Origin of the sequence: Rhizobium sp. AB2/73 (genome assembly GCF_020871915.1) — a bacterium.
Taxonomy (GTDB): domain Bacteria; phylum Pseudomonadota; class Alphaproteobacteria; order Rhizobiales; family Rhizobiaceae; genus Rhizobium; species Rhizobium dioscoreae.
The window spans coordinates 810,690-823,717 of sequence record NZ_CP067073.1; the positions used below are offsets into that span (position 1 = coordinate 810,690).

Here is a 13,028-nt window from a genome sequence, read left to right on the forward strand (position 1 = left end):
TCGTGTCAGCTGTTATTCGTCAGCTATTTATGCTTCTGGCCAGGCGTGAATAACATTGGCCAGAACCGGCAAGCTGAAGTTTTCCTGGCTTTTCGATGGCCGAAGCTGATTGGCGAATATATTGGCTGCCCATTGATTGCGAAGGTTGCGTAGCTGCTGCCGGGCCGGCGGTCGAGGTGAAAGAGACCGCTCCGGCAAGACGATCGCGGATTCTCCCGTGCGCCCCAATAGATGTCCATCCCTGTCTGCAAGCAGCATCCTGCGGCGGCCGAGCACGGCGGCGACGGCCGGAAAGGTCGTTGGAAGCACCACCGGGCGCGCAATGATACTGCTTTCCGCCGTAAACGAGCTGCCGGAAGAAAGCTCCATGGAACAGCAAGATTCCCGGATTGGACGGGCGAATGAAAAAGTCGCGCGGAAAGTCGGATCGCGAGCGAATGAACGCGAGGCGAACAGGCCTCGATGGACCAGAATGGACCAGATGGGGCTGCCGCCCATCGTATCCATGCGAGGAACTCGGCTGCTAGAGCAGGCGCGCCGTTCATCCCGAGCACGTCGGTCGGCGCGGCTTGCGAACATTGCCGCGGCTGTTCCAGGGTGTCCGAGCTCGCGGCCACGGGTGATGGAATTCGCGGTAATCAACACGGCATTGCGACCTGGCGGCAGGATGCGCCAGGATCGCCACGAGGAAAGCCGCGTATGATCGATGAACGTGTTGGAAGTTCGCTGAGCGCGAGTAGCGGTAATGGCGATATTCGCGGGTAATGATCGCGGCCGGTGGGAGGCGACCTTCAACTTTGGAGTTGGGAGTTCGTTCTCGCTGGAGCGAGTCTGGTCTGGCTTTGGTGGTCGCGCGAAAACCCTGACAGCTGTCAGGGTTTTGCAAACGGCGGCTACTAGAAGGGCTGTCTTGGTAGGTGCGCGTCGCCCGGCGACCGACACGGAGGCGATATACTTCGCGTCACCCCTCTGGCGAGCTTGGGCCAAAACCCTGACAGCTGTCAGGTTTTTGTTCAGGAAGACCGTCGATGCATCGCAATGGACGGATGAACGGTTGCGCTCACAGTATGCGCGGCCGGCTCGTCCCGGTCGGAACTTCCGTCGCCTCGAAAGCTCCGGCCGGGAGTGACGGCGCATCAATGTCCCATGGATGCCTTCTTGCCGAGCGTCACGTTGCGCAGCGTCAAGGCAAGAGGGATGGCCGCGAGCGAGATCAGCGTCAGGACCCAGAAAGCATCGACATAGGAAAGAAACGAAGCCTGGCTCTGAATTTGCTGATTGATCCAGGCGAGTGCCTGTTGATGGGAGGTGGAAAGTGAGCTTCCTTGCGCCATGAAATAGCTGCTCAACTGACCGTAGGTATCCTGGTAGGCGCCGTTCGACGGGATGATGTGTTCCACCAGGCGGCTTTGGTGGAACTGTTCGCGATGGGTGATGATGTTGGATATCAACGACACGCCAATCGATCCGCCGGTATTGCGGGCGGCGTTCAGCAGCGCGGAGGCCTGGTCGGTCTTGCTGGCGGGAATTCCGTCATAGGAAGCCGAGGTGATCGGCAGGAAGATGAATGGCAGGCCGATCCCCTGCAGCATGCGGGCCGCGGCGAGATACCAGAATCCCACGGCGCCATAGACGCTGGTTACCTGATACATCGACAGGGCGACGAAGCCGGCGCCGATCGCGATCAGATATTTCGGCTGTATTTTCGATGAGAGGAAACCGACCACGAACATCATGACCATGGTGACTACGCCGCCGGGCGACAGCATCAGCCCCGCCCATGTGGCCGTGTAGCCGAGATTCTGCTGAACCAGCTGTGGCAGATATTGCGTCGTGGCGAGCAGCAGCGCGCCGGTTGCCATCATCACCAGAAAGCAGGTGCCGAACTGACGACCGACCAGCATCCTGATGTCGACGGCCGGATTTCGGTGCCGCAGTTCCCAGGGGATCATCAGCAGGAAGGCAAGCGCGCAGATCACAGCCGCCACGACGATGAAGCTGGAGCCGAACCAATCGTCCTCCAGTCCTCTGTCGAGCATCAGCTCCAGCATTCCAAGGAAGGTGGCGACTAGCCCGAAGCCGATCCAATCGAAGCCAGGCTCCCGTCCGCGTTTCTGGGCACGTTCTTGCTTGGCGCCCGCCGGCTCCTTGATCAGCATGGCAACGGCGGCGAGCGTCAAGACGCCGACGGGGCCGTTGATCAGGAAGCACCAGTGCCATGAGAAGTTATCCGAAAGCCACCCGCCCAATGTCGGCCCGACCACGGGGGCGACGACGACGGCTACGCCGAACAGGGCGAAGCCCTGCCCCCGCTTTTCAGGTGGAAAGCTGTCGGCCAGAATGGATTGCGCGACCGGCACCATGCCGCCGCCACCGATACCCTGCAGGATGCGGGCAAGCAGCAGGAATTGCAGATTGGGCGCGAAGCCGCACATAACGGAGCTGATGGTGAAGAGTGCGAGGCAGCCGAGAAAGAAAGTCCGGCGGCCGAGAATTCGCACGAGATAACTCGTGGCCGTCACGATCACGGCGTTGGAAACGAGGTAGGTTGTGACGACCCAGGACGCTTCGTCCTGGCTGACACCAAGGCCGCCGGAAATATAGTTCAGGGCGACGTTGGCGATGGTTGTGTCAAGCACTTCCATGAAGCTGGCAAGCGCGACGACGATCGCGATGATCCAAGGGTTCGGCGCCGATCCGGCGGCAGCGTTCGTGCTCACAACACATTCCTCAGGCTTTCCCACAAAGAGGGGCTGGCATTGGTGCGCACCGTCGGGACGACGGACATGCCGGGGCCCAACGCGAGATCGCTCGGCACGTCATCAAGCTCGATCTTCACGGGAACGCGCTGGACGATCTTCACATAGTTGCCAGTGGCGTTTTCCGCGGGAAGCAATGAGAATGCCGTTCCCGATCCCGGCTGCACGCTCGCGACATGGCCATGGATCGTACGTCCCCCATAGGCGTCGATCGTCAGCGTTACCGGCTGGCCTGGACGCATATGATCGAGCTGGGTCTCCTTGAAGTTGGCCGTGACCCAGAGCTTGTCCGGCACGAACATCGCCAGATTCGTGCCCGCTTGCACATATTCGCCGTCGCCGGCCGACAACTGCACCACTCGACCAGGCTGAGCCGCCGCCATCGTCGTGTAGGATAAATTGAGCTTGGCCTGGTCGAGCTGGGCTTGATCCTGCTTGAGAGTGGCCTCAACGTTGGCGATCTGGAAGTCATAGGCATCCAGCTGACGCCGCGCGGCGGTCAGCGAAGCCTGATCGCTGTTGAGCGCGGCCTGCTGCTGGTGCAGTTGCGAGGTATATTGCTGCGCTTCCTGAAGAGTGCCGGAGCCGCTCTTCACCAGTCCCTGATAACGGTCGTTCTGCTGCTGGGCGAAGACGAGATTGGCCTCGGCCTGTGCGACCTGCGCCTCGGCTTCTTCCACATTCGCTTGCTGAACCCGCTTCTGCGCCTCTGTATTCTTGATATTGGCGTTCGCCGCTGCGACCTGCGCCTGGGCCTGCTCAAGAGCCGTCTGGTAGTCGCGATCATCGATGCGGGCGATTACCTCGCCGCTCGCTACGTGCTGGTTGTCGGTGACCGGGACGGAAGAAATATAGCCGGCTACCCGAGAGGTGATGGCATATTGACGCGCGGCGATGAAGGCATCGTCGGTGCTCTCATAATGAGAGGCGTCGTCCCAGTAGAGAAAGGCCGCCACCGCCGACGCGGCAAGTGCGCTTCCGCCGATCAGGAGCACCCACCGGCGCCGGGAGGGGCTGCCAGTCGCATCCTCATGACCGGGATCATCCGGCTCCGGCGTCTCGTTTTCGTCGAGGGATAGGGGTTTATCGGCGGGTCGTGGTGCTTCCGCTCTTTCCTGTTCGGCCGGCAGGCCGCCTTGCTCATGATTTACCTTGGTACCGGCGCTCTTCGGCTCCAGTACGATTAATTTTCCGAGGGTCTCATCCTGAGGCGTGCTCATCTTCTACCTCTTCCGTCACTAGGCTTAAATTGAAACGAAACGTTCAATTTAAATATTGACGTAGAACTGATCGGAGTGTTAGTCAAGAGCTGCGGAGGGTGCTAAACCGCGTCCGAGCCAATCAAAAAACAGTGAGGTCCGTCATGCCGCGAGAGATGGCAAAACCCCAGATTATACCGGGGAAGACAAATTCGACGCGACGTGGGCGCCCCCCGAGGGAGAGGGCGGGGGAAGTCGAGGACAGAATTTTGCAGGCCGCGCTCCAGGTCTTCATCGCCCGAGGTTATGAGGGCGCCAGCATCGACGAGATCGCCGAGGTGGCGAGGGCCGGCAAGCCGAGCATCTATGCGCGCTTCATCAACAAGGAGACCTTGTTCAGGGAAGTCGTCATCCGTTGGGCGCAAAAATCCGGCGAGATGGTCGCCTCCGCCACATCGGGCAGCATTCTTGAACGCTTCCAATCCGCGGGGGTCCTGATCCTCCAGCGGGCCATAAGGTCGGAGACCATCGGGCTCATACGCAGCGTGATCGGTGAAGCGACCCGCCATCCGGATCTGGCGACGACGATCCACTACGCCATGCGAGCACACGGAACGGCTACCGCGATGAAACTCGTGGCGGAGTTAGCGGAGGCCGAGGAACTCAAGCCATTGCCCGCCTTCGCGCCGGCCAGCCTTGAAGCCACGACCCGATACTTCATCGATCTGGTGTTGCTGCCGATGATGATCTCTTCGCTATTTCATGCCGATCTGACGCCTGTGAAGTCGCAAATGGAAGATCATGCACGCGAGGCGGCCACTTTTTTCCTACGCGGCTGCGGCTACAGCGGCGTTTGACGGTCATGGCCTTCGCGAGATCGCGGCAACAGGCCTAGATATTCCGGCGCTGCCTGTAAATCGTTCCTCGCGGGGCCCCGCCGCGCGGGTGAGCAGGGCGCGACAGCGGCGTCAAGGCAGCTCCCAGCGAAACGGAGCCCGCCGGTGAGCGTCAGTCAGGTCCGAGCGTGCCGGCCGAAGCGTCTCCGGTGCTGTCCAAGCCGCTCCCGCAAGCGCTCGCGATAGCGCGACGACATGTCGATGGGCTGGCCGCGCGCTCGACAGCGGGGGTGCCTCCACGGACCGCGGCCCATGGCGGACGCTTGGAAGGCGGCTTGATGCTCTTCATGCCGGATGGGGCGTCAATGCCGGCCGCCGCTCTTGGTGGTGCCGGTTTCCTCGCCGGCTCGCGGGGTCACGTGGCCTTTCCGTGGTGCTGAGATCCAATTTCCCCCGAGATCGATCGATTCGGAGTGTTGGGTCTCCGCTTCCGGGAGTGCTTGGACTCGGTGACAAACGGTCTTGTGCGCTAAAGCGGTTTTCCTCCAAGCGACCAATCGCGCGGCAACTCCATGACTGCGAGTTTGGCCCGCGAGCGCGACCCTCGTCGGACGTCACGCGAGGGAATGCGCATGCCTTCATGTCAGTCTGGCGGTCCAGTTGAGCCGGACATGGCCATCTGTCCGAAATTTCCCCGTGCTGATTGCCAATGTCATATTCCCTTGCCAATTCGCCGCCGCTCCACATGCGGGCTCGATGGGGCAGGTCTGACCGGAGAACGGCTGCGCCTCGCTCATCTTCCCGCAACGGTGCCACGAGACTTTCATCCCCTTCCGGCTTCGCCGTCATTCCTCGCGAGACAAGAAAGTCTCTCCGCGCCGCCCTCCACCGTGTTCCGGCCCCACGGGGTGCGGTCTGATCGTCCCCGGCCTTTGTGACTGCCATCGAGCCGCAATGGAGCGGCTCGAAACAGCAAAAGGAATAGGAAAATGGCTACCATCGGCACCTTCACTTCGACTGAAAGCGGCTTCGTCGGCTCAATCCGCACCCTCGCCCTCAACGTAAAGGCACGCATTACCCGCGTGGAAAGCCCCTCCGACAAGGGTCCGCACTTCCGCGTCTACGCCGGTCCGGTTGAGCTCGGCGCCGCCTGGCAGAAGCGCTCCAGCGAGAGCGACCGTGACTATCTCTCGGTCAAGCTGGACGATCCGAGCTTCCCCTCCCCGATCTACGCGATGCTCACGGAGGTCGAAGGCGAGGATGGCTACCAGCTCATCTGGTCCCGCCCGAGCCGCGATTGAGATCCGGGGCCCCGCCAATCAGGCGGGGCCTTTTCTCAATTTGCTTGCCGAGGCGCATTCCGCGAAGGAGCGCGTTTGATGTTGATGGCACCACCCGGTTCTTCGTAAACGCTCATTTCTAAGCACCTTCATTGGTTGAATGGAGTGGTGCAAAGGGTGTCCACCGACTGAAAGGGTGGACACCGATGGGAACTATGGGAGCGAATGGAGACAAACCGCACGTGCTGTTTGTCGACCGGCAAGGCAACCATCACTACGATCGTGCATGGAAGAAGCAGGTTGTTGCTTGCGCCCTTGAGCCCGGCGCATCGCTGTCGCGCGTTGCCATTGATCACGGGATAAATACGAACCTTGTGCGCAAATGGGTGCGTAAGCACAAGGCAGCGGAAATGGAAGCCTTGTCACCATCGCCACCTTTGGCGTCGGCTTTTATTCCGGTTCGCATCGAGCCTGCTACAAGTGGCGTCATACCTGGACATAATAGTGCTCACGCGCTGGATTTGGCTGCGAGCAATCCTGGCGCGATGCAGCTGGCATCTGCGAAGGTGGCGTCACTCTCTTCTGTCACCAAGCTGAATGTGACTTTGCCCAACGGTGTGACGTTATCGCTGGAATGCGATGATGTACGGACATTAACAGCCGTCATCGGAGCGGTTAGGGATGTTTAAGTTTGCCTCTGACGTTCAGGTCTATCTGCACCGTGATCCCATCGACTTCCGGGGCGGGATCAACAGCCTTGCAGTCCTTGTCCAGGAGGAGATGGAACTCGACCCGTTCACGCCAGCGATCTTTGCATTTTGCAACCGGCGTCGGGACCGAATGAAGATTTTGTTCTTCGATCGATCCGGCTTTGTGCTCATATTGAAGCGATTGACCGACGACAAATTCCGCTGGCCACAGCGTCAGGAAACAATAGTGCAGCTTACGACGGAACAATTACACTGGTTACTTGACGGTATCGATATCGATGCGATGGTTCGCCATCCGGTACGGCAATATAGAATTGCTGGTTGATGCGAATATCGTAACAAAATCTGAATTCATTTATTGACGCCGTTGGTCGCGTTCGATTCAAGCATTGGGATGAATCGAACCGACAACCCCACTGTTGAAGAACTGATGGCGCAGATAGCTGCGCTGCAAGCGGAGAACCAGAAGCTCTCCGAACGTGTCTTCAAACTTGAGGAAGAATTGGCCCTGGCGCGACTGCACCGTTTTGCTCCGCGTAGTGAGAAGGGTGTTGATCGCGTCTTCAACGAAGCCGAACAGGCTGCCCTTGAGGCAGATGCGGACGAAGACCTCGCCGATACCGATGATGTGGACACCGCTGAATTGCCAGAGACGGGATTGCCGGACACCGAGGCGGGGCAAGGCAAAAAGCGCGGACGTAAACCGCTTCCTTCAAACCTGCCACGCGAACGTGTCGAATACGACCTCCCCGACGATCAGAAGATTTGTCCATGTTGCAGTCGCCGGCTGCATCGCATGGGTGAACTGGTCACCGAGCAGCTTCACATCGAGGTGAAGGCCAAGGTCTTGCAGAATGCGCGTGCCAAATATGCGTGCCGAAACTGCGACCGTACCGGCATCAAAACACCGATCGTTATTGCCCCGATGCCTGCGCAACCTTTGCCGGGCAGCATCGCCACGGCTTCGACGCTGGCCTTCGCGCTCGTTCACAAGTTTGTTGACGGCACACCGCTCTATCGGTTGAGCAAGGCCTTCGAACGGGCTGGCGTTCCCGTTAGTCGTGGGGCTCTCGGACATTGGGTGATCGGTTCCAGCGAGAAGCATCTGCATCGGATCTATGACGCGCTAAAACTGCGGCTCAGATCCCATTCCCTCATCCACGGCGACGAGACCACGGTTCAGGTGCTGAAGGAAAAGGACAAGACTCCCACCAGCATATCCTACATGTGGGCGTATCGCAGCAGCCAGGATAGTGACGAACCGATCGTGCTGCTCGATTATCAGCCCGGTCGAGGGCAGCAATATCCGCAAGCCTTCCTTGGAGATTATCGCGGTATATTGGTGAGCGACGGTTATGCGGCCTGGCGCACCTTGAAAGGTGCCACCCATATCGGGTGCATGGCTCATTCACGGCGGCGCTTTGTCGAGGCGCTGCGAGCCAGAAAGAAAGGCGGGGGACCACCGGAACAGGCGCTGAAATTCTTCGAGCAACTTTACCGGATTGAAAAACAGGCTCGCGAGGAAAAGCCAAATGATGGTGAAACGCAGGCTGACTGTATTCGTCGCTTTCGTCAACAGCACAGCATTCCCGTCCTGAATGCCCTCAAGGAATGGCTCGACAAGATTGCCCCGAAGGTTTTGCCGGAAAGCAAGCTTGAGGATGCGGTCTCGTATACGCGGAACCAGTGGGAATACCTGATCCGCTACACCCAAGATGGCAACATGCCGATCGACAACAACCTTTTGGAACGAGACATCAGAATCTTTGCAACGGGAAGAAAATCCTGGCTCTTTAGCGATACCGTAGACGGAGCAAAGGCCAGTGCCGTCATCTATAGTCTGATGTTGACCTGCCGCGCATGCCGCATCGAACCCCTTGCGTGGCTGCGACACGTCCTCGCGGAACTGCCCCAGCGGCGTCCCGACGACAATATTGACGACCTGCTCCCCTTCAACTTCCCCAAGCGCTCGAGTGTTGAAGCCGCCGTCTGATTCGCGACGATCCAACCTCAAATCATAAAGTAATCGGCAATCCCCAGGCCGAAGACCGCAAAATCGCCTCTTAATAACCCCCGAAATTAGCGCTTACGGTTCTTCCGCCGATAACGGTCGTTTATCGAACGCAGCGCTGACGCATCCGTTCATGAGGCCCGTGCCGGGCCGCTTCAATTTGCTCGCCCCTGACATCGCCGCCCAGGCCGGTCAAGCGGCCCGTGAAGCCGGTTCATCTTCCGCGCCAGTCCGCAAGCGGACCCGTGAAGATACCCCGGCTTCCGCGCCACGCCGCTTGACAGTCCCGTTCGCCGCCGTGGGGCGGGCTTTCGCCCTCCCCTCTCTGTCCCGGGGAATGTCAGAGGCCATTCCCCAGGCAAGACCGGGGAGGCTTCGCCCGAGGGGCTTGCCCTTCGGATGGCAACCGTAACCAATGGAGACTGACAATGAGCATCTATACCGAGACCGCGCGTTTCGACACTGGCCGCGCGCTGACTGAAGCCGAAATGCGGCGCATTGCCCCTTCCATTTTCGCGGTGACCGCCCATGAAAGCCGGTCGGAACGCTTCCGGCCTATTCCCACCATCGAGATTCTGCGGGGTCTCGTCCGGGAAGGCTTCATGCCGGTCGGGGCGAAGCAGTCGCACAGTCGCATTGAGGGAAAAGCCGACTTCACCAAGCATCTGATCCGCTTGCGCCGCATCGACGACGGCAAGGTTTACAATGTCGGCGATACCGTTTGCGAAATCCTCCTCAAGAATGCCAATGACGGCACCAGCGCCTATGAATTGATGGCGGGACTGTTTCGGGTTCGTTGCCTCAATTCCCTGGTGACGCGGACCGGCACCATCGATGCCATCAAGGTTCGCCATTCCGGCGATGTCCAGCACAAGGTTATCGAGGGGACCTATCGCGTGCTTGGCGAGGCCGAACGCACGCTTGTCGCCCCACAGGATTGGTCAACCCTGCGATTGAACCGTGATGAGAGGGATATTCTCGCGGACGCCGCCCATGTCCTGCGCTTTGGAGACAAGGATGGCGAGACCACGACGCCGATCAAGGCCGAACAGTTGCTGATCCCCCGCCGTCATGACGACCGCGCCGACGATCTTTGGACAGTCTGGAACGTCGTGCAGGAAAACGCCATCAAGGTCGGATTGCGTGGTGTTGTCCGCGACGATCTTGGCGGGCGCCGTCGCGTGAAATCCCGCGCCGTGAACGGTATCGATCAGGACATCAAGCTCAACAAGGCGCTTTGGCTGCTCGGGGAAAGGATGGCGGCCTTGAAAAGCGCGCGGTGATCGCGGGAGAGCCGCCGCCCTGGCGGCGCTTCACATTCATGTCCATTCTATCGGAGAAAATACCAATGAACACTGTTCATCCCATCTCCAATTCGCGGGAGATCAACGGGCATGTTCGTCCCATGGCATTTGCCAACGCAATTCACGGGCGCGTTCCCTCGTCGTGGGGTGGCGCGTCCTTCGTCACCTTGAACGATATTCGCGACTGCATCGAAGCGGGTGACCGATGGTTTGAGGAGGAGATCCCGGAAGGGTTTCGCGTTTCGACCGATAGCGGCTTTTCCTGCATCGTGCGCGATCGCCTCGCGTTTTGTTCGGCCCCTCGCCCGATCCTCGAGCTCGTTACACTCTCCAAGGAGGCAGACGAGGCCCTGGCGGTCGCGACATCGAAGGAAATCGACCAGGGCTAAATCGCCACTTTCCGCCGATTAGTATCGAAGGCGAGCAGCGGCGAAGATCGCGCCAACGCCCTTGGCGACATTGATGAGGCTAGATTGGTTTGTCGTCGGCTTGCCTGTCCCGCGCCGCTCTCCAAGCCGCGCGGGACAGGTCGAGGGGTGCCCCTCGCGCCCCACCCCTCGATGCTCCCCGCCCGCCCCTGAAAAAGCGGAGCGCGAGGAGCGGGGCAGTCGGTCCCGCTTTCCCTTCGGGCCACGATGTTGAAGCTCCCACGGCTGCCCTTTGTCCGCTCCTCGCGCGTCGAGAATTCCCGAAATCCCGGCCGGCGGCCGGCGCCCTGCTGATTTCTCCGATGCTCTTCATTTTTTTGGGGATCGGCCTTGCTTCTTGGACCGCGCGTCGGTTCGATCAGTCAGGTCTTTCGGACGTCTTCACGTCGCGATGAAACCTGTTCGCGCCGACGCGGGCCTTCATGTCATCCCGCCGGAACCAAATCGCACGGCCACACCGAAGTGGCGCGTTCCCGGCCGTGAACACAATCTGCTCATCCGCTCGCATGCGAAGAACCTCATGCACCTGGATCAGCGGCCGGGCGGCCAGCTGCTTCGAACGCGTTCGCGATGAACCCTTCGCTTGGGAACCGCGGCTGACCTGATCGATCTCGACCGTGGTCATGCCGCAGCGTTTCGAGATATAGTCGGCGGTCTCGGGATCATTGATCGCCGCGAAGGAGATCCAGCTCGCGCTTTCGAACCACTTGCTCGCGGCGTCGCGGCCGCCATAGGTTTCGCGCATCTGCCCGATCGACTGGTAGATCATCGTCAGCGTGATGCCATACTTGCGGCCGGCATCGCGAGCGGTCTCCAGGATTCGCATGTAGCCGAGGCGGGCAACCTCATCGAGGAGAAAGAGCGCCCTGCCCTCCAGCGCGCCGTCGCGATTGTAGATCGCGTTGAGGAACGATCCGATGATCACCCTCGCAAGGCCGGCATGCGTCTCGAGCGTCTTCAGATCAATGTTGATGAACACATCGGTCTTGCCATCCGCGAGCGCGTCGGTCGAGAAAGTCGAACCCGACACGAGCGCGGCATAGTTGGCGTAGGACAGCCAGTGCGTTTCCTTGACCGCGTTGGCATAGACGCCAGAAAAGGTTTCCGCGGTCATGTTGACGAAGGCGGCGACATTCTCCCTGACGAAATCCGAGTTGGAATTCTCGTAAATGGATTGCAGTCGCTCGCGCAGTTTCGGCTCCGGTTCCGCCAGATTCGAACGAACCTGGCGCAAGGTCTGGTTCGCCGTGTCGGTATGCCCGGATAGGCAGACGTCCGCGATCAGCGCGGTCAACAGCTGAAGCGCCGATGCGCGGAAGAAGTCGTCGCGGACGCCGCGCGGGCCGCCGCTGTCGCTCATGATCCACGATGCGACCGAGGCGATATCCTCTTCCTTGGTTCCGCCATGCCGACCGATCCAATCGAGCGCGTTGAACCCGGTTTCGGGTTCCTTTGGATCGAGAAGGCGGATGAAGCGCGCGGCGGCTTCGCGATGCCCGCGCACCATTGGCGCGACCTCGTTCGAGGGGTCCAGCACGACAAGGCCGCCGGCCCATTTAAGGGCCGTCGGGATTGTCACGGACGTTGCTTGAAACCGCCCGAACCGGCGAAAACGATACCGTGCGACGATCCGAAAGAACCGTCGAAACACAACAGCGATGCCTTGCCGCCACCGCCCCAGCTCTCGGCGTCGCCCGCGCGGAAGGGACGCGCCGCGGTGCTATCCTTGTCGACGCGGTAGCGTTCGCCGATGACGATGCCGCCGGTGTCGGGAAAAAGCCTCGCCGCGTCCCGCATGTTCATCCAGTCGGCCTCGCCATGCAGCGCCCTGCGCCCTCGGATACGCCTCGGCTCGGCGCGGGCGAAGGCGGCGTTGCCGATGAGCATCACTCGCAGCGCGAAACTTCCCACCATCAATGCGGCCACCGCGCCGATCATCGTTGCGGGGTCGAGATAAGCGGCGATGGACCCACCCGCCGGAACCTGACCGACGAATGACATGAGGCGTGTCGTCTCGCGTATCGCCGCGATCAGGATCGTCACCATGCTCCCGGCGGCGACGCCCCAACCCGCGAACTTGATGCCGGTCGCGCCCGTGCTCGCGAACAGGAAGGTCAGGCCGATGGCCGAAGCGGTGACGTAGGGCGTCGCGATGCCCACGCGACCCAATGCCAACCTCGCGGCCTCCGTCCTTCCAAAGGCCGATAGCCAATCCTCGATACCGGCCGTGCCGAGGACGGCAAGCATCATCAGCACGATTGGCGCGGCGAGGAGAGCAAGCTTATTCGCCGTCATCGCTGAACGCTTTCACACCGATCGCGATCAGCCGCGCCCGCTCGCCTTCGTCCGACCTCAGCCGGGCGTTCAGTTCGAGCAACGCTCCAAGCAGAAGCGCGCGTTTCTCATATCGCAAGCCAGCCTTGACGATCAGGCCGCCGAGTTCGATTTTCTCGCGTGTGTCCTTCTTGCGGGCATCGGATGTCGTCGTTCTCGCCATCCGA

The 13,028-nt window shown here is 60.4% G+C and carries 11 protein-coding genes and 1 pseudogene; 7 read left to right on the plus strand and 5 right to left on the minus strand.

The window, feature by feature from the left end:
- Positions 1-27: 27 nt before the first annotated feature.
- From I8E17_RS29790 to I8E17_RS29800, 3 genes are all read right to left on the minus strand, one after another.
- Positions 28-369, minus strand: a complete 342-nt coding sequence (locus I8E17_RS29790) for a hypothetical protein (RefSeq protein WP_162750881.1) — start codon at positions 367-369, stop codon at positions 28-30.
- Positions 370-1,136: 767 nt separating this feature from the next.
- The gene (locus I8E17_RS29795; RefSeq protein WP_229002229.1) at positions 1,137-2,720 is read right to left on the minus strand and encodes a DHA2 family efflux MFS transporter permease subunit; all 1,584 of its coding nucleotides are present in this window, start codon (positions 2,718-2,720) and stop codon (positions 1,137-1,139) included.
- Entirely contained in the window at positions 2,717-3,979 is a 1,263-nt protein-coding gene (locus tag I8E17_RS29800; RefSeq protein ID WP_113366230.1) for an HlyD family secretion protein, read from the minus strand. The genes I8E17_RS29795 and I8E17_RS29800 overlap by 4 nt, the downstream gene beginning before the upstream one ends.
- A gap of 248 nt (positions 3,980-4,227) precedes the next feature.
- Here I8E17_RS29800 and I8E17_RS29805 point away from each other — a divergent pair, with 248 nt between their 5' ends.
- The 7 genes from I8E17_RS29805 (at position 4,228) to I8E17_RS29835 (ending at position 10,488) form a co-directional block, all read left to right on the plus strand.
- The gene (locus I8E17_RS29805) at positions 4,228-4,815 is read left to right on the plus strand and encodes a TetR/AcrR family transcriptional regulator (RefSeq protein ID WP_162750880.1); all 588 of its coding nucleotides are present in this window, start codon (positions 4,228-4,230) and stop codon (positions 4,813-4,815) included.
- 968 nt (positions 4,816-5,783) lie between these two features.
- Positions 5,784-6,095: a DUF736 domain-containing protein gene (locus tag I8E17_RS29810; protein ID WP_069614993.1), complete on the plus strand. Its 312-nt coding sequence runs from the start codon at positions 5,784-5,786 to the stop codon at positions 6,093-6,095.
- A gap of 221 nt (positions 6,096-6,316) precedes the next feature.
- On the plus strand, positions 6,317-6,763 hold the full coding sequence (locus I8E17_RS29815; RefSeq protein ID WP_162750996.1) for a transposase: 447 nt from the start codon (positions 6,317-6,319) through the stop codon (positions 6,761-6,763).
- Entirely contained in the window at positions 6,756-7,109 is a 354-nt protein-coding gene (tnpB, locus tag I8E17_RS29820) for an IS66 family insertion sequence element accessory protein TnpB (protein ID WP_113367575.1), read from the plus strand. The genes I8E17_RS29815 and tnpB overlap by 8 nt, the downstream gene beginning before the upstream one ends.
- Positions 7,110-7,178: 69 nt before the next feature.
- Positions 7,179-8,777, plus strand: a complete 1,599-nt coding sequence (locus tag I8E17_RS29825) for an IS66 family transposase (RefSeq protein ID WP_113367574.1) — start codon at positions 7,179-7,181, stop codon at positions 8,775-8,777.
- Between the two features lie 446 nt (positions 8,778-9,223).
- The gene (locus I8E17_RS29830; protein WP_219511697.1) at positions 9,224-10,078 is read left to right on the plus strand and encodes a DUF932 domain-containing protein; all 855 of its coding nucleotides are present in this window, start codon (positions 9,224-9,226) and stop codon (positions 10,076-10,078) included.
- Between the two features lie 65 nt (positions 10,079-10,143).
- Positions 10,144-10,488, plus strand: coding sequence for a hypothetical protein (locus I8E17_RS29835; RefSeq protein WP_113366227.1), 345 nt, complete (start codon positions 10,144-10,146; stop codon positions 10,486-10,488).
- Between the two features lie 397 nt (positions 10,489-10,885).
- Here I8E17_RS29835 and traG read toward each other — a convergent pair.
- Together traG and traD are read right to left on the minus strand one after the other, a co-directional pair.
- Positions 10,886-12,822, minus strand: a pseudogene (traG, locus tag I8E17_RS29840) (Ti-type conjugative transfer system protein TraG).
- Positions 12,809-13,024, minus strand: coding sequence for a type IV conjugative transfer system coupling protein TraD (gene traD / locus I8E17_RS29845; protein ID WP_069610808.1), 216 nt, complete (start codon positions 13,022-13,024; stop codon positions 12,809-12,811). The pseudogene traG and the gene traD overlap by 14 nt, the downstream one beginning before the upstream one ends.
- Between the last annotated feature and the right edge of the window lie 4 nt (positions 13,025-13,028).